This is a genomic window from Vibrio sp. 1CM24A, assembly GCF_023161725.1.
Taxonomy (GTDB): domain Bacteria; phylum Pseudomonadota; class Gammaproteobacteria; order Enterobacterales; family Vibrionaceae; genus Vibrio; species Vibrio coralliirubri.
In genome coordinates, this window is sequence record NZ_JALNTS010000001.1 from 662,211 (window position 1) to 682,424 (window position 20,214).

18 protein-coding genes are annotated in these 20,214 nt (G+C 43.3%); 8 read left to right on the forward strand and 10 right to left on the reverse strand.

Annotated elements, in window-relative coordinates; translation table 11 throughout:
* Nucleotides 1-37 precede the first annotated feature (37 nt).
* Nucleotides 38-2,497 carry a CHASE3 domain-containing protein gene (locus tag MSG38_RS02740; RefSeq protein WP_065676252.1) on the forward strand — a complete coding sequence of 820 codons (2,460 nt, stop codon included), beginning with the start codon at nt 38-40 and terminating at the stop codon, nt 2,495-2,497.
* A 94-nt stretch (nt 2,498-2,591) separates the two neighbouring features.
* Here MSG38_RS02740 and MSG38_RS02745 read toward each other — a convergent pair whose 3' ends face one another.
* Together MSG38_RS02745 and MSG38_RS02750 are read right to left on the reverse strand one after the other, a co-directional pair.
* Nucleotides 2,592-3,383 carry a carbon-nitrogen hydrolase family protein gene (locus MSG38_RS02745; protein ID WP_048608667.1) on the reverse strand — a complete coding sequence of 264 codons (792 nt, stop codon included), beginning with the start codon at nt 3,381-3,383 and terminating at the stop codon, nt 2,592-2,594.
* 133 nt (nt 3,384-3,516) lie between these two features.
* Nucleotides 3,517-3,939, reverse strand: coding sequence for a lysozyme inhibitor LprI family protein (locus MSG38_RS02750; protein ID WP_248400934.1), 423 nt, complete (start codon nt 3,937-3,939; stop codon nt 3,517-3,519).
* Between the two features lie 372 nt (nt 3,940-4,311).
* Here MSG38_RS02750 and MSG38_RS02755 point away from each other — a divergent pair, with 372 nt between their 5' ends.
* A complete protein-coding gene (locus tag MSG38_RS02755; RefSeq protein WP_248400935.1) occupies nt 4,312-5,883 on the forward strand; it encodes an EAL domain-containing protein in 1,572 nt (523 codons plus the stop codon).
* Nucleotides 5,884-5,979: 96 nt separating this feature from the next.
* Entirely contained in the window at nt 5,980-6,378 is a 399-nt protein-coding gene (locus MSG38_RS02760; protein ID WP_248400936.1) for a hypothetical protein, read from the forward strand.
* Nucleotides 6,379-6,562: 184 nt separating this feature from the next.
* Here the strand turns inward: MSG38_RS02760 and MSG38_RS02765 are convergent, their stop codons facing one another.
* The gene (locus MSG38_RS02765; protein ID WP_108194780.1) at nt 6,563-7,258 is read right to left on the reverse strand and encodes a hypothetical protein; all 696 of its coding nucleotides are present in this window, start codon (nt 7,256-7,258) and stop codon (nt 6,563-6,565) included.
* A gap of 130 nt (nt 7,259-7,388) precedes the next feature.
* Nucleotides 7,389-7,892, reverse strand: coding sequence for a hypothetical protein (locus MSG38_RS02770; protein ID WP_248400937.1), 504 nt, complete (start codon nt 7,890-7,892; stop codon nt 7,389-7,391).
* Between the two features lie 197 nt (nt 7,893-8,089).
* Here MSG38_RS02770 and MSG38_RS02775 point away from each other — a divergent pair, with 197 nt between their 5' ends.
* Together MSG38_RS02775 and MSG38_RS02780 are read left to right on the forward strand one after the other, a co-directional pair.
* Nucleotides 8,090-8,350, forward strand: a complete 261-nt coding sequence (locus MSG38_RS02775) for a type II toxin-antitoxin system Phd/YefM family antitoxin (RefSeq protein WP_248400938.1) — start codon at nt 8,090-8,092, stop codon at nt 8,348-8,350.
* A gap of 89 nt (nt 8,351-8,439) precedes the next feature.
* On the forward strand, nt 8,440-8,604 hold the full coding sequence (locus MSG38_RS02780) for a type II toxin-antitoxin system RelE/ParE family toxin (protein WP_248400939.1): 165 nt from the start codon (nt 8,440-8,442) through the stop codon (nt 8,602-8,604).
* An 18-nt stretch (nt 8,605-8,622) separates the two neighbouring features.
* Here MSG38_RS02780 and MSG38_RS02785 read toward each other — a convergent pair whose 3' ends face one another.
* The 6 genes from MSG38_RS02785 to MSG38_RS02815 form a co-directional block, all read right to left on the reverse strand.
* On the reverse strand, nt 8,623-9,024 hold the full coding sequence (locus MSG38_RS02785; protein ID WP_061025733.1) for a hypothetical protein: 402 nt from the start codon (nt 9,022-9,024) through the stop codon (nt 8,623-8,625).
* A 160-nt stretch (nt 9,025-9,184) separates the two neighbouring features.
* Nucleotides 9,185-9,655 carry a hypothetical protein gene (locus MSG38_RS02790; RefSeq protein WP_248400940.1) on the reverse strand — a complete coding sequence of 157 codons (471 nt, stop codon included), beginning with the start codon at nt 9,653-9,655 and terminating at the stop codon, nt 9,185-9,187.
* Nucleotides 9,656-9,818: 163 nt separating this feature from the next.
* The gene (locus MSG38_RS02795) at nt 9,819-10,379 is read right to left on the reverse strand and encodes a hypothetical protein (RefSeq protein ID WP_248400941.1); all 561 of its coding nucleotides are present in this window, start codon (nt 10,377-10,379) and stop codon (nt 9,819-9,821) included.
* 153 nt (nt 10,380-10,532) lie between these two features.
* The gene (locus MSG38_RS02805) at nt 10,533-11,006 is read right to left on the reverse strand and encodes a hypothetical protein (protein WP_248400942.1); all 474 of its coding nucleotides are present in this window, start codon (nt 11,004-11,006) and stop codon (nt 10,533-10,535) included.
* Nucleotides 11,007-11,188: 182 nt separating this feature from the next.
* Complete coding sequence (locus MSG38_RS02810) at nt 11,189-12,085, reverse strand: DUF4365 domain-containing protein (RefSeq protein WP_248401084.1); 897 nt, start codon at nt 12,083-12,085, stop codon at nt 11,189-11,191.
* A 335-nt stretch (nt 12,086-12,420) separates the two neighbouring features.
* On the reverse strand, nt 12,421-15,003 hold the full coding sequence (locus MSG38_RS02815; RefSeq protein WP_248400943.1) for a nitrate reductase: 2,583 nt from the start codon (nt 15,001-15,003) through the stop codon (nt 12,421-12,423).
* Between the two features lie 472 nt (nt 15,004-15,475).
* Here MSG38_RS02815 and nirB point away from each other — a divergent pair, with 472 nt between their 5' ends.
* The 3 genes from nirB to MSG38_RS02830 all read left to right on the forward strand — a co-directional run bounded on the left by nirB (nt 15,476) and on the right by MSG38_RS02830 (nt 20,155).
* Nucleotides 15,476-18,058 (forward strand): nitrite reductase large subunit NirB, encoded by a 2,583-nt coding sequence (nirB, locus tag MSG38_RS02820; protein ID WP_248400944.1) that lies wholly within the window; start codon nt 15,476-15,478, stop codon nt 18,056-18,058.
* A 139-nt stretch (nt 18,059-18,197) separates the two neighbouring features.
* Nucleotides 18,198-18,542, forward strand: coding sequence for a nitrite reductase small subunit NirD (nirD, locus tag MSG38_RS02825; RefSeq protein WP_055319440.1), 345 nt, complete (start codon nt 18,198-18,200; stop codon nt 18,540-18,542).
* Between the two features lie 143 nt (nt 18,543-18,685).
* Nucleotides 18,686-20,155, forward strand: coding sequence for a NarK family nitrate/nitrite MFS transporter (locus MSG38_RS02830; protein WP_248400945.1), 1,470 nt, complete (start codon nt 18,686-18,688; stop codon nt 20,153-20,155).
* Nucleotides 20,156-20,214 lie beyond the last annotated feature (59 nt).

A 20,214-nucleotide genomic window follows, 5' to 3' on the forward strand; every position in this document is an offset into this window, starting at 1 on the left:
TAACATTGAATAACAACGACATGGAGAGCGCTGTTTTATGATCGCGGGTTGGTTTGACAATATATCCCTACAGAAAAAGCTATTAGTCAGCTTTTTGATTCCTATCGCTTTGATGCTTATCGTGGCTTTTTCTGTCCATGAAAACACCCGAACGGTTGTAAAAGACAATAGTTGGGTTGTACACACACATAAAGCCATCGCTCGGGCTCAAGAACTTCTCAGCTTAACAGTCGACATAGAAACGGCTGAACGTGGTTACTTGATCACGGGTGATCCTGTTTTTTTAGAACCCTACCATTTAGCTCTTGATGTATGGCCTCAAAAACTCCAAACCCTTGCGAATCAAGTGAGTGATAACCCACCTCAAGTAGAACGCCTATATAGAATCGATGATATTCATAAAACATGGCTGAAACAGTCTGGAGAGAAAGAGATCAATCAACGCAGCCTTGTCAATAAAGGCGAAGCTGAAATACAAAGTGTCATCGACCTCACTCAGCAGCAAACCGGAAAAAAATTGATTGATGAGATCCGCCAAGAGATTGCTCAATTCATTGAAATTGAACAACAACTTATTATTCTCAGGGTCGAAAAATCGGAGAGCTCAGCCAATCAAACCAGCTACATATTAATCCTCGGAACACTGTTTTCCGTGTTCATCTCACTCCTTGTTGCTGCGTGGGCGTCAAAGCGTATTAATCGAAGATTACACACCCTACTTGAGGCCACTAACCAAGTTGCCGCTGGCCATTTGGATCAAGGTGCTGCAACTCTGGAGTTGAGTTCGAATATAAACACCCAAGACGAAATCGCTCATCTCAAACAAAGCTTTCAAAAAATGACAGCCAATTTGATCAGTAATGACAGTGAAATGAGAGCGAAAACTCAGGAGCTAATCGCCGAACGAACCAAAGCTGAAGCCGCAGTAAAAGCTAAGGGCGATTTTCTGTCTACCATGAGCCACGAGATCAGAACGCCAATGAACGGCGTTCTTGGAATATCTCAAATCATTGCAAGCCAGACCCAAGAACCCGAAACAAAAGAGAACATCAACATCATTCTCGATTCTGGTCACCACTTGATGACGATACTCAACGACATTCTGGACTTCTCAAAAGTCGAAGAAAACAAGCTTGAGCTAGACGTGGCTCCCTTTAACTTTGTTCAAGTCATGCAGCCGGTATGCAGCGCACTAAAACCCTTAGCGGATGAAAAAGGCATTCGCCTGTTGATCGAAAATAACATACCGAAAAACATCCAACTCGTCGGAGACTGTGCAAGGCTACGTCAAATCATGTTCAACTTGGGTGGCAATGCGACCAAATTCACCAAAGAAGGTCATGTGTCCATTCAAGCTGACCTCAATCGCCCCAACAACCAGTTGATTCTGACCGTGACAGACACCGGGGTTGGTATCCCGAAAGATAAACACGAGCAAGTATTCAATTCGTTCGAACAAGCCGACACTTCCACAACAAGGAAGTTTGGCGGAACAGGGCTTGGCCTCGCAATCGTTAAGAACCTAGTCAACCTCATGAACGGAGAAATCACATTAACCAGTGCTGTTGGGCTTGGCACAAAATTCCAAGTCTCTCTGCCTATCACATGGCAAGAAAGCAAAGCGAAAGACATCGCAACTCATGTAGTCGATGCAGAAACCCTCAGTTATGACTCGTTAAGTATCCTGTTGGTGGAAGATAACCGTATTAATGCCATTGTTGCACAAGGCTTCTGTGAAAAACTCGGCCATCATGTCGATCATGCGGAGAACGGAAAATTGGCGATTGAACGCCTCAAAACCACTCAATATGACCTTATCTTGATGGACAATCATATGCCTGAAATGAACGGGGTCGAAACAACACATCACATCCGCGAAAAACTGAAACTCGATACCTTGATATTCGCTTACACGGCCGATGTATTCCGTGAGGCGCATGACAACTTTATTCAGGCGGGTGTCGACCATATTCTGACCAAACCTCTGCAGCAAGAGAGTTTCTTCGACGCCCTACAACAGTTCTCAAGTCGATTACCGAAACAAATCGCAGCCGAAGGTTCGAGTGAGAATGAAAATATTGTCGAGCTTCATCGTAAGCCTATTGAAACGTTAAGGTTAACGGAAGAAGAGATCAGCCATTCAGAAGTGATACACATACTGAAAGACGACACGGAAGGGTTCAGCTTACTCATCGACTCAACCATTATTGAGTTCGAACAGTCGGTTGATCGTGTCATCGAATATTATTTAGCGAAGGAGTTGGAGCCACTTTGTCGTACTCTGCACTCCATTAAAGGCATGTCGCTAAACTTAGGTCTTAACATGCTTTCTAAGCAGGCATTGGAGCTAGAAGTCGAAGCCAAAAATCAACAACTGCCGGATATTGAACGACTGCAAAAACTGCTCAATCGCCTTATGGTCAATATCCATCAAGCTCAGCGGATGAAAAACGCCCATTCAGTCGAACATCTGAATCAAATCAACGATCAAGCATAAGAACGCTTGGTTCCCAAGCTAAAACGCAAGGCTTAATCGCCTTGCGTTTTTCGATCTTATACCGCGCTAGTCTCTGTTCTAACGATTTAACGGTCTAACGGTTTAAGAGAGCGGTGATTTGCTGAATCTCATCTTCAACATCAACGCCATTGTATTGCGGCGCAATCGAGAGATCTTGAATACTCACAGTTTCTATAGATTGCTTTTCGTTAAGTTGAGTCACTAACTCCCCTTTGGGTGAGTAGACTCTGCTTCCACCAGAATAAGTCGCGGTAAACGAATCAACCACATCCTGCCCAACCCGATTACATGTCACGACATGACACCCCTCTTCTAAAGCCCTTGCTTGAGCAATAGCAAAACTGTGCTGCCCGCCGAAATTGGCAGGGTGAAGAATAACATCGACCGACTGATAGGCTCTCATGATCTCTGGGAACCAAATATCAAAGCAAATCGCGACACCAAACTTCAAGCCTTTGTGCTCAAACGTGAGGCGTTCCTCCCCTCTCGAGAAATACTGCTTATCAAATTTGGTTTGACTGATTTTTCTGTATTTGTGTCGTAAACCGGAAGCATCCACAACCACCACACTGTTGTAATATTGGCCGCTATCTTTCTCGGCAATGCCCGCAACAATCAAGGTGTGATGTTTCGCTGCCATCTGAGTTAATGAATCAATCGTACTGCTTTCGGTGAAGTCTTCAGCCAATTCGTGAATTTCTTCAGCCTCGTTAAAAATATACCCAGTCGTGAACAGTTCAGGCAGTAAAGTAATATCCCCGACTGACAGCTCCGCTTGCAAAAGATCAGAGACCGAATCAATGTTCTTTTGTTTGTTTTTGTATTCAACTTCAAGCTGAATAAGGGTGATACTGACATTATTCAAAATCGAATCCTTGCTAGGTAATACTTCAAACTAGAGACTAAGAACGACAGAGTAAGACAATCCCCTATCGCTTTCTTATTCGCACGCCAAAGGTTGAAGCAGGTGCACAGTCCTGTACGTATTTCAAATCTGCCTACGGCGCTAATTTAGGCTCTGATAAAATGGGAGGCGTGCTGTCCATATAGGTTAAGAAATTCGCCCACACCTCATGCGTGCGCTGCTTGGTTAACCTTGTCTTGCAGGAAAGCGCCATAACCCCTCGAATGGAACCATCACGCCATTGGGTGTACACCGAGTCACAATGCGCTGTCATGTACACCTGCCAGCTCTCCTGAGCCTTCTTAATTGATGCCACCAGCTCAGCATCATAAGCATTGTGCTCAAAGCTGGCTGCAAGGTATTTATCCAGTTCCGCTTGTGCAGATTCCAACTCAATTGCCGCACACTGATTGATCTCGATGGTATTCATCGCATTCTCGCAATCAACAACACCGTCATCGGCCAACGCAGAGAATGAGAAGCACACCGCTATGAGTGCTGATATCAGTTTTTTCATAAACATCCCTTATGCTGTCACCACCAAAACGAATCGTGTCGTGACTTTATTAATTTAAACATGGCTCAATATTTAGCTCATTCAGTTCATTCAGTTCATTCAGTTCATTCAGTTCATTCAGCTCGGCCAAATAACAACAAAACTTATCAGGATATAAGCATTTGTTATCCGCATGAATCATCAAAAATGACGCCTCGATAACTCAAATAAACGAGATAACATCAAGATTTTGCTGGTAAAACTAGAAAACATATTATTTATATCAATAATTCGTGCCTACATTCACAATATTAATTATTTATATTGCTACATAATCGTTAACTTTATAAATTAAATCGAATGCTCACATAAATCGGTAACGCTTCTCCAACTATGGATATCAAGTACCAAAACATTGCCAAGACTTCATTTTACTTTGCCATCTCTTTCTTTTTTTCCATGGCAATGCTCATTCCTTTTACACCGTATCACTACCAAACATTAACCGAAGACACATCAAGGTTAGTCGAAACCAGGTTAGAAGGGATCCAATCAAGGTTCGACCGTTTTTTATCTGAAGTTAGACCTGAACAGTCTTGCGAGGCGATCGTTAGACAGCTTCGACAAAACGTTTTTGAAGCCGATTGGGTAAAAGAAGCAGCGGTATTCAATAAAGAGAACCGATTTTACTGTTCAACCACCGATGGTGACGTTTCATTTCGCCTATACAGCACCATCAGGCAGCGGCTCAACGACGACCCGAATTTAACGACCCTGTCGTATTCCAACTCGGCCATCACGCAAGTTCAGTCCATTATGCTCATTTTCTCGAACAAAGAAGATGCCGGAGTGAGCCTGATGATTCCGCCACACTTCATCTATGACCTTGTTGAAACAAACCTGAGCAACCATGGAATACAGGCTAAAGTTGAAGTGATCAAAAGAGATATCCACCCTACCGATATTGACTCATCAATCGCCAAGGTGCGGATACAATCAAACACCTACCCATTGACCATCACCTCATACATTGGGTATCAATTTTATCTTCACTTCATGTTGAGCTATTTGTGGTTTGGCTTTTTGATGGCCGGAATCACCACCATTATTCTCCTTTCCATCAAACATAAAAAGCAGAGCCAACGTAGCTTAGAATATTCGCTTTCAAGTGCGCTAAAAAACCAGCACCTTCATGTTCACATGCAGCCTATCGTTAACCAAAACACCAATGAGATCGTCGGCTGTGAGTCACTATTACGATGGAACGACCCAATTGAAGGTAACGTCTCCCCGGCTATTTTCATCCCGCTTGCTGAAAGCTTAGGCTTGATTGAGGAGCTCACCTACTTCGTGCTGCGCAAAGTATTAATGACGTTGAAAAGCAATCAAGACGTGTTCGAATCAAAGTACATCAGCGTTAACATCAGCCGCAACGTCGTGTCCAACAGTAACTTCTCTAACAAGGTGATCAGCATCTTTAAAAGACACCCTGAAATCCTCAAGCAGGTGGTATTTGAAGTAACAGAAGATGGTGAATGTTCTGATGCCGACATGCTCAAAATTAGAGACAACCTAACCAAGCTATCGAACATGGGCGTAAGAGTCGCGATTGATGATTTTGGTACAGGCTACGCAGGGTTAGATTTCGTAAGACAGTTCCCGTTCAGCATTCTCAAGATCGATCGTGTGTTCGTGAAAAACATATCCGACGAATCCAGCTTTGGTCTCCCTTTGCTAGAATCCATGCTTCAACTATCACGCACCTTAGGCATGCAAGTGATCGTAGAAGGTGTCGAGTATGAGTCACAAGTGAAAATCTTATCTAAGCTAGGTGTCGACTATATCCAAGGCTTCTATTTTTATAAACCGATGCCAATAAACCTGACTATCAGCTTACTCAAGCAGCAGCATTTTGAGTCCGATAACATTGAGGAACAAACCAACCAGACATTTCCTGTTACATAAGCCACTGAAAAACCGCGAAAGAAAACGTGAAGGCTATGGGTCTCCTTTGATGAACATTTAAATCATCGCATCATTGAATGCATCACAAGGGATATCATGGAAAAGACACTTCAAACTAAACTGGCAACTAGCCTACTACTGCTGAGAATCGGCATTTTTATCGTCTTCTTATTCTGGGGCTTGGATAAGATCCTTGTCCCTGAGCACGCGACAAAAGTACTGTCTGGCTTTTACGGCATCGACTTCTCGAACAATGCGATGATGGCTCTGGGTGTCGCGCAGCTCGGATTTTTAGGCGCATTCGTCGTAGGTATGTGGAAAAAGTACACTTACGGAGCCATTTTAGTCCTGCATGCAGGCTCTACCTTTTCCTCTTTTGGAAAATACATGGACCCGTTCAACAACCTACTGTTCTTCGCTTCTTGGCCAATGCTCGCAGCCTGTATCGCAATCTTCTTACTTCGTGACTACGACACTTATAGCGTTTCCAACTAACACAAAGGGCGCCGTTATTGGCGCCCTGTTTGGTTAGCTTTCTACAAAACAACAAACCCAACACTGACATAAAGTGCCAAGTGTTTGGGTTTCTGACTTAGTTGTTTGTTTTTTTGAAATCGTGCACTGGATATTTGATGATGTGAGGTTTAGGCTGACTCTTAGGTACTTGTTATAAGCGCGTTTAGTCTAACAAAGAACCTCTAGCCAAAGACTTCGTTACTGCCAAGTTTTGATACCAGTTGTTAAACACCAGTTCAAAGTCTTTCAGTACGATGCTACCGAAATCATAATTTCGATACTGCTGACACAACCTAAAAAACTGCCGACTATTACTAATTGGGACTCTGAACCGAATTAATGAACTGTGCGCTGTAACCAACTTATAACGGCTGTCAAAAGTTACCCTTAACCCCGCTTTGCTTAATTGAGCTCTAAGTTCATTTCTAAACTGTTCCAAAGAATCACTGACAGGAAAACCTTGCAGTAGAATGCAATTGGGGGACGCACTAACACCTTGATATTTTATTTCTATCTGTTGATTTGAACTCAAGACCGAACGAAATATTTCGGTATAAGAATGAATATTGATTTCGCTGAGTTCAAACTCTGGTACGCATGAAATTACCGACAGAACGGTTAGGTGCAGTTCTTCAAGCGGATGGTAGTATTGGTTGGGTTCTATTTCACATACTGCTTTCTGAAAGCTCATGATTTCATCAAGAACAGAACGATTACCCTGCTTTAAATATGCCAAAGCTGTAATCCCCCTTCGGGTATCACTAGCAATATCTAATAGATTCGAGTCTAGCTCATAATCGTTGTGAACTGATGCTAGCTCAAACCTTTGCCACATCTCGTCATAAATACTCTGAATCATTAGTTCCCCAAAGCGTATAAATACCAATTTAGGTGCGAACAACGCTACCACCTAAACCAATGCGCCGTAAACACAAAGCCCAAGCTTAAACTGAAAATGCTAAGCGTTGGGAATCACTCTTCAATGCTTGTTATAGCGAATCACTTGACACCAGAAAGTGCTTTGAAACCAACACATATGAAAGCGAAATATTTATAGCTTCACGAGTCTCATAAAAATACTTACTCTGACGAAGTGCTTGCTCTTTAAAGTTATCAAGTAAATCGATGATTCCTAGTAAGTCAGCTGAATCTGTATCTGATTTTTTATAGTTACACATTGCTAATTCAAAAAAACCAATAGAGCTCTTCATACTCTCATAGTTGTTTTTATTCTTGTATATTGAATTCCATAAAGATTGGTAGTTATCCGGTAATTCACCAGGAACATTGATGCTTTTTGTTATAGCAATAATCTTTTGAATTTTATAATTGGTTTCTGGCTTCAAGCTATGTGAGATATAGGACTTAACAATAAATGAACGTACTGTTTTATAAACAAAATATACCAAGGAAAAGAGTACGCCATAGATCGCGCATGTTATTAAAAAAGGTACAAAAAATTCATAACCCAATAACCTTCCTACTAGTTCCATGTATAGTTTCCTTTTGACTCTCTATAACGCCTTGCTAAGATGCGGTTAACACCACTTAATCCGGGTAAAGCTACCGTAATCACTAAATTCAATTAAACCACAAATGCCACGTGTTGCGAATCAATCTTAAGCAACTTGTATACCGCTTGGTTGAGGCTAAAATGACCAAAACAAAAACCACTTAAGAGACCTATTACATGACCACTAGAATTTTAGCCGATGTTGTTGCAAGCATTACTGAGTTGAAAGCTAACCCTATGAAAGTTGCAACTAGTGCTTACGGTGAACCGGTTGCTGTACTGAACCGAAATGAACCAGCATTTTATTGCGTACCTGCCGAAGCGTACGAAATGATGATGGACAGACTCGAAGATCTTGAACTACTAGCTATCGCTAAAGAGCGTGAATCTGAAGATAGCATTTCGGTAAATATTGATGACCTAGAAACTCGACTTTAAAAAGAGCGCACTCAAAGAGTGGAAAAAGCTTGGCTCTACGCTTCAACAACAATTTAAGAAAAAACTAATCGAGCGCTCAGATAACCCGCATGTTCCGGCTTCAAAACTCTCTGGAGCTGATTAAGCTGCGCCAATCGGGCTACCGTCTCGTCTACAAAGTTGAAGACGATGTCATCATTGTGACCGTCTTAGCAGTCGGAAAACGCGAACGTAGCGATGTTTACCGTAAAGCTATAAAAAGGTTAGATGATTGATTGCGGTAGAACGCCGCGTTAGGTAGAGACTTCCGCTCCTACCCGATAACTTTCCAATTTACTACGAACCAAATTTGATAAGTCCAAATACCGGTCAGCTCCATTTTTTGGTAGTTTATCTGGTCTTTCAAACGAAGAAGGTTCTTTTAGCTCTTCACTTTCCCAGAATTGATCGCCAGTTGAATCAAATAGCGTGCCATCGGGTAACTCGTTTGAGTAATGAAAGCCAACTTGATCTTCACCCAAAAATACCTTCCATAGAACTAGCTTTCCGCCAAAATAGTCGTTAATTATTAGCGCAGATATTCCACATTGCCCACGACTTGGATTAGATTGAGTCCAGTTTTCTGGTTCCTCAGTGCTTTCTAAAGACCAACTATCCTGAAGAGCTTTTAATACATCACTTATACTTGGTTTCATATTCTCTACTTAAAACTCCTTAGCTACCTAACGCTCTGTTAAGGTGAGCAACGCTAGCACCTAACCAAAACCATTGCGCCATAAACACGAAACCCAACCTTGAACTAAAAAATACCAAGCGTTGGGAATCACTCTTAAATGCTTTGTTATATGATTCTTTTTAGATTGCGTCTAACTGCATTCGTTTCTCATTGAATAGCTTTGTAAAGCCCTTAGCGGAAAAAAGAACTTTGAAATCTTTTTTATAAGTTGTTATCTCAACTAGGTTCTTCTTTTTAAACTGTGACACTATGTATTTTCTGCCAGCTTCAGTAGACGGAAAAAAGGTTCGCCACGAACCATTGCATGCTTGTGAGTACTTAACAAGCTTGTCATTTACATACAGTGGATCGTGACCCACGACTTTATCACCATCAGTCTTACATTTAGCTTCATCCCAGAACTGTAAATAGACGTTTAAATCTCCACGTTGATTGGAGCTCAAGTTTGCATAATACCCATCATTGATTGAATCTCGGATGAGGTATTGTCCATTTTGAGCAATATACCATTCATTAATTTCATCACTGGTATCAGCATAAACACCAGAAGGTAGCGCAGCTAGGCTCAACAATATTATTTTTTTAAACATATCATTCTTCCAATTTAAATAATGAACTTTTAATTGATGGTATCACTATGTGAGTCTCGTGTCATATGGCGCCGCGTTAAGTAGTGAGCAACGCTACCACCTAACCTAAACCATTGTGCCGTAAAAAAATTCCGAGCGTTGCGAATCTGTCTTAAACGCTTTGTTATATGCGCACTTGCGGGTTAGGGTTGGTTTTTGAAATGAATGCTGCTCCTAAAAGCATTGGTCTATACTCAAAATGGAATCCATCTAGTCCAGTATTTCCATAGCCATAAAGCTCTGCCGCATACAAACCATTAGTAATATCTCTAAACAATGACGCATCAAAAAATTGCCCACTTTCTAGTAACAACCAACAGTGAACTTTCTGCGATGCATCTGAAATACCCGTATTTAACTGAGCTTTCAGCATACCTAAGTCGCATCCCATGTGTGGTTGACCATTAACAAGTACATCGCCAAAAACCAATTCCGATTTATACCCTTGTTGGGCAAATGCTTCTTTTAGATGTGAATGCACATACAAACAAGCCCCTGCCATATGGTCGTAATTTAACTTAGGTTGTACGCTATCAATGATTTGAAACAACGCTTCCATGTCTTGACGAGTAAGCGCTCTATAATCAGGAATTGACGGAGACAAGCCTAATAACTCAGATTCACCTAGAGCTAACTCAAGGCTCATAACATGATGTTCATGTTTTTTTCTAATATTTTTAAACATATCACTCTCTAAATTTAAACGACTAGCATATAACGCCCTGTTAAGGTGTGAGCAACGCAATACCGATGCTTCCGCAAACCACCTTAACCACTAAACACAACGCATGGTAAAAATGCCACGCGTTGCGAATCACTCTTAAACAGTTTGTTAGAGCTACTTTGCCACAGTTATTAACTGAGCAGTTACATCATCATAGGAATGGCTAATTTCAGTTACATAATTATTGCCAACATCATTGAAAAAACCTGCGATGGCTTCAACTGACAGATAATAGACTTTCTTATTCTTATCTGAGTCTGAAGCAAAGAATATTCCTTCCAAACCACCTTGTTCACTTAGGCTTATTTGAAAGACAAAACTATGAATTAACCTACTAGCAATAAACCAAAGATCTCTGGTTTCAGTATTCTTGCTATTTAAATTGTAATGTTCATCAACTCTGTAGTTGTTTAACCAAGTAACCTCACTTCCCTGATGTGGGAACCAAGTAACAGTATACTTGTTACTTTTCAGAGCATCTGTAACCTTAATAGTATCGAAGAGCTTCCTTATTGAGTAAAAACCGATAAAAATGTCTTTTTCAATTTGCGCTAATGTATCTTCACTTAGGTCAATTTCAGACTTCATCGTGAGCAACCTTTGTGCGCTTTCTAGCAAAGGCTGCTTCCAATAAGAACTTTCGTAAATCACTAGTTTTACCTTGTAGCTCTAACGCCGCGTTAAGGCGCGACGGGCGCTTGCTACACTGTTGAGCGAAGCGAAACCAGCAAGCGTTTGGAGTCGCTCTTAAACGCTTTGTTATGTGCGTCTTAAAGTTGTTCTAAGTATTCTTTAAGCTGCTCAAGTATCCACTTATCTTCGGAAGCAATAAAACCATTTTCATCAAGTTTATCGAGAAATTCAGTTATCTGAGGATGATAGCTAATTAAGCCCAAAATTAGTGATACAACGTCATCTCGATTCCGATCAAAAGCAAGCTTGATAGCACAAAAAATCCGGTTTAATTCTGAAAGTGTTAACAGCTTTAATCGACTTTTGAATTGTTCTTTTTGTAAATCGGAAACTGTTGGGAAATACCATGACAAGCGATAACCAACTTCACCTATAATGTCGCTATCACTATCGGATGAAAAGAATATGGATATAAGCCTTTTCCATGAATCTTCTTTTGATGATTGAATAGAGTCAACGACTTGCTCTTGAATAACGACCAGTTTCTCCACGTCCTCTTTCGTCACCGGAAGTTCATAATATTGATGCGCTAACTTTATTAACTCGTTTAGCCCTTGCCCTATTTCAAGTACATTACTTTTATTGATTTTTTGCTTGATTATAGGTGGCTTGTCGTTTTCAAGTATCACACTAGCGTGTTTCGTAAGATCAAACCAAGACGCTTTTTTAAGGGTTGGAGAGTAAACTACACCAATAGCAGGAATACGTAATTGTTGCCAGTATTCAAAATGAGCCCTACTAGATTTAAATGAGAAAATCCCTGAATGATTGTCTACAAAAGAATCTCCACTTTTAACTTGAACACCTAGTAGCAAACCTGTAGCTATGCCATCATCAGAAACTAACTCTAATTGTCCATCAACACCTACATCAGTTGATGACGTTTCTCTGAATATGACTCCCTCTGTCGAAAATACATATCCTGCATAGTGGACTCCAGCCCTACTGACCAATTCACTTTTGGGTGCTTTCACTTTCAATACTTCTCCTAAGCACATAACAGCTATATTAGACAGAATAATTCTGCATTTTGCCCCTGAAACAATTCTGTCTAGTTTCCAAAACACACTACACTTAGCCCAATAACTCATTTAATAACATCATCTTACCTACTTTTCTTCGTATCAAACATGACAAAAAGCAGAAATTTTCCATATAGTTTCGGCAAAATGCAGAAAACTCCCTAATGTGTGAGTAAACCGCAGTTCAGGCAATGAAGGTGTTATCTTGGGAATCGTGTTCTCAAACAAAAACGCCAACATGATTGTCGGCATTTTTGCTTTAGGTATGGATAAGTGAGAGGTAGTAACTACTTCGCCATGGTACTCAAAAACTCGGCTTCGAACTCTTCATCGGCTTCTCGGGTTAGGCATTCCACCAGCCAGTCGATGCTTTGATGGTCGAGCTTACTGTTCACCACGAAAGCTTGCTTTACGCCAGACTGACCCAGCTTGGCAGAGCCGTAGTTCTTGAATGATTTATTGCCGTGGTAATGGAGTGATTTAATCGCTTCTGCGTCAGGTTCTGGCAAGGCATCGAGGGTATTAGCAAGCTGAATCACCAGTTCCATTGGGTTCTTGGATGACGAGATACGATACAGAAAACCGCCCTCCACTCTTTGGCGTACCCAGTAATCAAAGCCGCTGCAATCCATCACCTTGTCACTGACCAGTGCGGCTTCACTGCGATAACCACACGGCTCTACTACAACAGGTGTGTGTTTGAATTCTGGCTGACCAGATGCCGCATCGGTATGAGGCAAGATCAAGTCACATGGTTTGCTGTCTTTGGCGGTCGGTGCGTTCCAGTGGATAGGCATGAAGACTTGTTCGCGGCGCATCTCTTTGGTCACTACTAAGCGGGCTTGGCACTCCCCTTGTGCGCTGCGCACTTTCACCACTGGATTAATAGTGGCGTGGTTGAAAGCATCTAGCCCGAACTCATCCAAGTTCAGTTCTGAAACCGTATCTGGGTGCATTGCAACAAAAGGCTCTGGGGTGTGTTCACCTAAACCTGCGGCCAAGCCAGTGCGGCTCATGGTGTGCCATTGGTCTCGGATTCGACCTGTGTTCATGATAAGTGGGAATTCCAGGCTGGTATCGGCAATCGGTTTGTCGTGCTCAACTGCAATAAACTGCGCTTTGCCTGATTCAGTAAAGAACTCGCCATTGGTGAACATGCGCTGCTCAATGATCTCTGGCTGATACTCTAGCACTGGCCATTGCTGTGGAGTAAGTTCGCCATAGCCTTTCTCATCAAGTTGAGTGAGTCCAATTAAGCACAAGTCACGTGCTTTGCCTGTTTCATTGCCGAGCGCTGTCATCTCGCAATACTCTTTGAAGATCTCACCTTCGTGGCGGAACTCGAACTGCTCTTTGAATCCCATTTTTTGTGCGACTTCTTTTAGTATCCACCAATCGGGTTTGGCTTCCCCTGGGCTTGGTAACACACGGCGTTGACGTGAGATTCGGCGTTCAGAGTTGGTCACAGTGCCCGACTTCTCACTCCACCCTTGTGCGGGTAGCACCACATCGGCCAAGCGAGTGGTTTCCGTATCGGCAATACAATCAGACACCACCACAAATGGGCACTTCTCTAATGCGGCTTTGATCTTTTCGCTATCAGGTAGGCTCACGACTGGGTTGGTTGCCATGATCCAAACTGCTTTGATTTTTCCTTCATTCATCGCATCGAACAGGTCAATTGCTTTTAAACCCGCATGTGTGGCTAAGCTGTCGGTTTGCCAAAACTCACTGACGGTTTGGTGTGATTGCGGGTCACCAAATTCAAAATGCGCCGCTAAGGTATTAGCTAAACCGCCCACCTCACGCCCACCCATCGCGTTCGGCTGGCCCGTTACAGAGAATGGCCCCATGCCCGGTTTACCGATTTTCCCAGTGGCTAAATGGCAGTTAATAATGGCATTTACCTTATCGCACCCTTGTGTGGATTGGTTCACGCCTTGGGAGTAAATGGTCAGCACCTTCTCGTTCGATGCAAACAAACTGTAGAACTGTTTTAGCTGCTGCTCTGTTAACCCTGTCAGCTCAGGAACGCTTTTGTCGCCCCAGCCTGATTCGGTATAGCGATATTGAGTTGCAGATCGAATCGATTCAGTAAAGCCTTGAGTGTGGTTTTCTATGTAGTCTGCATCTAGCTTGTCGTTATCGTCGAGATAACCCAAGAGACCATTGAATAGTGCTACATCTGAGCCGGATTCCAATGCCAAGTGAATGTCCGCGATTTCACAGGTGTCGGTATAACGAGGGTCGATGACGATCACTTTCAATTCAGGGTTGGCTTGTTTCGCGGCTTTTAATCTTTGGAAAAGTACCGGGTGACACCATGCTAAGTTGGAACCTGTAATCACGACTAGTTCGGCTTGCTCGAGATCTTCGTAGCAAACTGGCACTGTGTCTGCGCCAAATGCACGCTTATGCCCGACTACGGTTGAAGCCATACATAGCCTAGAGTTACTGTCGATGTTGCCACTGCCGATGAAGCCTTTCATCAGTTTATTGGCAACATAGTAGTCTTCGGTCAGCAGTTGCCCAGACACATAGAACGCAACCGAATCGGCCCCAAATTCTTCGATGGTTTGATTGAATTTGTCTGCGACCAACTGAGTGGCACTGTTCCAATCCAGCTCTTGTTTTTGCTCATTCTGAATATAAGCAGGCTGTGTAAGACGACCCAAAGGCGTGACGGTGTCGCCGAGCGCGATCCCTTTAGTACATAGCTTTCCATAGTTTGATGGATGATCTTTATCACCACGTACTTCTAGTTTTCCTAGCGATGTCGGTCTCGCTTCTATTCCACACCCTACACCACAATAAGCACAGGTCGATTTTATCCAGCCGCTGTTTGAATCGGTCATCCGTTTCTCGCTCAATTATCCATAATTGTAATAACTGAAACCAAGCAAATAACACGCCACTTAATAACAGCTGATGAATATCAAATAATTTCACTTAAAAACAATAACTTAATAAAAACACAAATATCAACAACGAACCAATTAGAACTTAACCAAGATAGAAACTTAATTTTTGCACCATCTTGCGGAAAGTTGCACCACAAATGCTCATTTATATAAATCTAACAAAAATTTTACATACCACTTTAGGGGTAATTGCGCGCTACCTCTATTTTTTAAATCACTGAAAATTATAAGTTAATTTTTATTTAAATGAACGAACCGTAATCTGGCATCCTCCTTGCTCCACTAAAAACCAAGACTTAGAAAAAACATTTTTGTTTTTCTTGATGATTATGAATTGAGTGGAATCTCAACCCGGTATTCATCTGCTAACTACTAGAAATTAGATGCTAGTGATGGTGATGCCGAGAATAAGGAATGGATTATGAGCAAGAAGAAAATCGTCGTTGTTGGTAACGGCATGGTTGGACACAAATTTATCGACAACATCCTGCAATCAGACAGTGATGAGTTTGATGTGATTACTTTTAGTGAAGAGCCAAGGCTAGCATACGACCGTGTTCAGCTGACGGCTTACTTTAATGGTAAAAGCGCTGATGACCTGTCATTGACCAGTGAAGAATATTACCAAAGCAACGGCGTGAACTACTTGTTGAACCAGAAGGTTGCTAAGCTAGACACCGCCAATCAACAAGTCATCACTGAAAGTGGCCATGTTGAAAGTTACGACAAGCTGATCTTGGCTACGGGCTCTTTCCCTTTTGTTCCCCCTATTCCCGGTAATGACCAAGAACACTGTCACGTTTATCGTACTATCGAAGATTTAGACGCCATCGAGCTTTCAAGCAAAGGCAGCAAATCTGGCGTGGTGATTGGTGGTGGTCTGCTTGGCTTAGAAGCCGCAAACGCAGTCAAGAACCTTGGTTTGGAAACCCATGTGGTTGAATTCGCGCCTCGCCTAATGGCCGTTCAATTAGATGACGGCGGCGGTGCCCTACTGCGCAGAAAGATTGAAGACCTTGGTGTGCAAGTTCATACCGAGAAAGCGACCTCTGAAATAGTCGACGGTGAAAACGCTCGCTACCGTATGAACTTCGCCGATGGCACCCATTTAGAAACCGATATGATCGTATTCTCTGCCGGTATTCGCCCTCAAGATGCTCTAGCTCGCAGCTCTGATGTCGAGATTGGCGAACGTGGCGGTATTGTGATCAACAATCACTGTCAAACCAATATCGACAACGTCTACGCCATTGGTGAATGTGCCCTTTGGGACAACAAGATCTTCGGCTTAGTCGCGCCGGGTTATTCGATGGCAAAGATTGCGGCTTCGCATATTGTCTCTAATGGTACTGACGACGCTGCATTCACTGGCGCAGACATGAGCACCAAGCTCAAACTTCTTGGCGTCGATGTGGCCAGTATTGGTGAAGTACACGGCAAGACAGAAGGTGCTCAATCGTATACCTATAATGATGAAATTGAACAAGTTTATAAGCGCCTGATCATTTCGGCTGACGGCACGAAAATTGTCGGTGCCGTCTTGGTCGGTGATGCAGAAGCCTACGGTTCGCTACTTCAAATCAAGCAAAATGATATGCCCCTTCCTGAAAACCCATCGGTATTGATTCTACCTAACGTGGCCGATGATTCAGGCTCAGCAATGGGTGTTGAAGCTCTGCCTGATAGCGCTGTGATCTGTTCATGTTTTGATGTAACCAAAGGCGATATTAAAGACGCGGTCTCTGCTGGCTGCACCACGATGGCGGCTTTGAAAGAAACCACCAATGCTTCAACAGGTTGTGGCGGCTGTTCTGCTCTTGCGAAACAAGTTCTCGATAGCGAACTGAGTAACTTGGGTGTGGAAGTCTCTAACGATATCTGTGAGCACTTTGCTTACTCTCGCCAAGAGCTGACTGACATCATCCGCGTCAACAAAATCAAGACCTTTGATGAGCTGTTAGATTCTCACGGAAACGGATTAGGCTGTACCGTGTGTAAACCAGCTGTCGGTTCGATTCTGGCTTCGTACTGGAACGATTACATCCTTGAAGATCAACACATCGAACTGCAAGACACCAACGACATCTACCTTGGCAACATGCAAAAAGACGGTACCTACTCAGTGGTTCCGCGTATTGCTGGCGGTGAAATCACACCGGATAAATTGATCGTACTTGGTGAAGTCGCTAAAGAGTTCGACCTGTACACCAAAATCACCGGTGGTCAGCGTGTCGACTTGTTTGGCGCACAGCTTAACGAACTGCCTATCATCTGGAAAAAGCTGATTGATGCAGGTTTCGAAACGGGTCACGCCTACGGAAAATCGGTTCGTACCGTGAAATCGTGTGTGGGTAGCACTTGGTGTCGATACGGTGTCGACGACAGTGTTGGCTTAGCGATTCGACTAGAGAACCGCTACAAAGGTTTGCGCTCGCCACACAAGATCAAGTTTGCGGTTTCTGGCTGTACTCGTGAATGTGCAGAAGCACAATCGAAAGACATTGGTGTTATCGCAACAGACAAAGGTTGGAACCTCTACATCTGTGGTAACGGCGGCATGCGCCCTCGCCATGCAGACCTATTCGCCACTGATTTGGACGAAACCACACTCCTTAAATACATCGACCGCGTTTTGATGTTCTACACACGTACCGCAGACCGCCTACAACGCACATCGGTTTGGATGGAAAACCTCGAAGGCGGCATTGAATACCTCAAGCAAGTCGTGATTGAAGACAAGCTCAACGTTGCTGAAGAACTCGAAGCGGACATCGCACTCAACATCGAGAAGTACCAGTGTGAATGGAAAACCACCATTGAAAATCCTGAGAAGATGAAGCGCTTCCAGCACTACATCAACAGTGAAGAAATGGACACTAGCCTCTCTTTCATCAAAGAGCGAGAGCAGCGTTTTCCTAAGCCGAGCTTGAGCTCTTCTTCAGATTCACAACGCGATGAAATGCTAACCAAGGCTGATCAAATCGAAGTCACGGAAGTTTCGTAAGACGAATTGACGGTCTGTGAATCAGTAACAACTAAACCCAATATCGATAGCCGACAGTGGCGCAGCCCAAGAAAACTGCTGTCGGCTATCACCCAAATTAAATTGATTATTAGCTTTATGTTTAGACTAGGAGAAAGTCATGGAAAATTGGACAACCGTATGCAGCACCCGCGACCTAACCCCAAACGGGGGAATTTGCGCCAAAGTAGACGATAACCAAGTGGCTATTTTTTACTGCAAGCGTAGCGACACACTTTATGGGCTCTCTAATTACGACCCCATCGGCAAGGCGAATGTGATGTCACGTGGTATAATTGGTTCATTAAGCGGTGAGCCTTACGTGGCCTCACCTCTATACAAGCAGCATTACCACTTAGAAACTGGCGAATGTCTTGAACAGCCTGAGCTCAAGCTCGTGAAATTTGAAGTTCGCAAGCAAGGAGAACAAGTTCAAGTTCTCGCACCTCTTGCTATCGCCAGTTAACTCAAACGCCGACACTATCATGCAAACGCTTATCGGCGTGCGCAATTTCGGCACAGGGTTTATGCACATTAAAAGCGTTCGAAGTTCGGAAGTAACGCAGATGCACAAACCAGGTAATTTTCCAGATTTAAAGGATTTAAACCATGGATAACACTAAATTTTCGCTGCTTTCATTTACGGGTAAGATGAAGGTCTTACACCTAAGCTGGATGGCCTTTTTCATTACCTTTGTTGTGTGGTTCAACTTTGCCCCACTACTGCAAATGGTAAAAACCACGCTTGGTCTTTCTACTGAAGAGATCAAAACCCTCCTGATCCTCAACGTTGCATTGACCATTCCGGCGCGTGTCGCAATAGGCATGCTAACCGATAGATACGGCCCAAGGTTGGTCTACTCTTCGCTACTCGCGGTCTGTTCTATCCCTTGTTTCATGTTTGCTCTGGCAGACTCTTTCATTCAAGCAGCAATCGCTCGTTTCCTACTGGGCTTCATTGGTGCAGGTTTCGTTGTCGGTATTCGTCTTGTGTCTGAATGGTTCCCACACAATGAACTGGGTACTGCAGAAGGTATTTACGGCGGTTGGGGTAACTTCGGTTCAGCGGCAGCAGCATTCACACTTCCAACCCTCGCTCTAGCGTTTGGTGGTGAAGACGGCTGGCGTTATGCGGTTGGTATTACTGGCGTAATGAGCTTAGCGTTCTCGTTTATCTTCTACAAAAACGTGTCAGATACACCAAAAGGTTCAACTTACTTCAAGCCTGCTCAAGTAACAGCGATGGAAGTGACATCAAAGGGTGACTTTTTCTTCCTACTTATTATGAAGATCCCTATGTATGCCGCTTTAGCGCTACTGACTTGGAAGCTATCACCAACCAACATCAACATGTTGTCAGACATGGCGGTTTACTCAGTGTATGCCGGTTTAGCTGCGCTTTACGTGTACGAAGTGTCGCAAGTTTGGAAAGTAAACAAGAACGTATTTAAAGAAGAAGTGCCAGAGATTCACCAGTACAAATTCAAGCAAGTTGCGGTACTTAACGTATTGTACTTCGCAACATTTGGTTCTGAACTGGCTGTGGTTTCTATGCTGCCACTGTTCTTCTCTGAAACCTTTGAATTAACACCGGTTCTTGCAGGTATGGTTGCATCGGCTTATGCCTTTATGAACCTAATGTCTCGCCCAGGTGGTGGTTGGATTTCAGATAAATTCGGTCGTAAACCAACACTGCTTATTCTAACGATTGGTCTTGCTGTGGGTTACTTCGCAATGGGTCAAGTCGACAGCACATGGCCTGTATGGCTAGCGGTTGTTGCTGCAATGGCATGTTCTTTCTTCGTACAAGCGGGTGAAGGTGCGGTATTCGCAACGGTTCCTCTAATCAAGCGTCGTATGACAGGTCAAATTGCAGGTATGACGGGCGCTTACGGTAACGTGGGTGCGGTAGTTTACCTAACTGTGTTGTCATTCGTGAGCTACCAAACCTTCTTCTTAGTGATTGCTGCAACAGCGGTACTTGGCTTTGTGACTCTACTGTTCATGGAAGAGCCTAACGGTCAAATCGCCGAAGTAAACGACGATGGCAGTGTCACGCTGATTAATGTTTCAAATTAGTCTCAGTACTATGAAGCATTGATATTATTGAATCGGGAGAAGCACCTTAGCGGATACAT

Coding starts and splice junctions, on each gene's coding strand:
- nirB (WP_248400944.1), top strand. CDS start 15,476: ATGAGCAAGAAGAAAATCGTCGTTGTTGGTAACGGCATGGTTGGACAC.
- MSG38_RS02760 (WP_248400936.1), top strand. CDS start 5,980: ATGGAAAAGACACTTCAAACTAAACTGGCAACTAGCCTACTACTGCTG.
- MSG38_RS02785 (WP_061025733.1), bottom strand. CDS start 9,024: ATGAAACCAAGTATAAGTGATGTATTAAAAGCTCTTCAGGATAGTTGG.
- MSG38_RS02775 (WP_248400938.1), top strand. CDS start 8,090: ATGACCACTAGAATTTTAGCCGATGTTGTTGCAAGCATTACTGAGTTG.
- nirD (WP_055319440.1), top strand. CDS start 18,198: ATGGAAAATTGGACAACCGTATGCAGCACCCGCGACCTAACCCCAAAC.
- MSG38_RS02750 (WP_248400934.1), bottom strand. CDS start 3,939: ATGAAAAAACTGATATCAGCACTCATAGCGGTGTGCTTCTCATTCTCT.
- MSG38_RS02770 (WP_248400937.1), bottom strand. CDS start 7,892: ATGGAACTAGTAGGAAGGTTATTGGGTTATGAATTTTTTGTACCTTTT.
- MSG38_RS02755 (WP_248400935.1), top strand. CDS start 4,312: ATGGATATCAAGTACCAAAACATTGCCAAGACTTCATTTTACTTTGCC.
- MSG38_RS02740 (WP_065676252.1), top strand. CDS start 38: ATGATCGCGGGTTGGTTTGACAATATATCCCTACAGAAAAAGCTATTA.
- MSG38_RS02830 (WP_248400945.1), top strand. CDS start 18,686: ATGGATAACACTAAATTTTCGCTGCTTTCATTTACGGGTAAGATGAAG.
- MSG38_RS02780 (WP_248400939.1), top strand. CDS start 8,440: ATGTTCCGGCTTCAAAACTCTCTGGAGCTGATTAAGCTGCGCCAATCG.
- MSG38_RS02765 (WP_108194780.1), bottom strand. CDS start 7,258: ATGATTCAGAGTATTTATGACGAGATGTGGCAAAGGTTTGAGCTAGCA.
- MSG38_RS02790 (WP_248400940.1), bottom strand. CDS start 9,655: ATGTTTAAAAAAATAATATTGTTGAGCCTAGCTGCGCTACCTTCTGGT.
- MSG38_RS02805 (WP_248400942.1), bottom strand. CDS start 11,006: ATGAAGTCTGAAATTGACCTAAGTGAAGATACATTAGCGCAAATTGAA.
- MSG38_RS02795 (WP_248400941.1), bottom strand. CDS start 10,379: ATGTTTAAAAATATTAGAAAAAAACATGAACATCATGTTATGAGCCTT.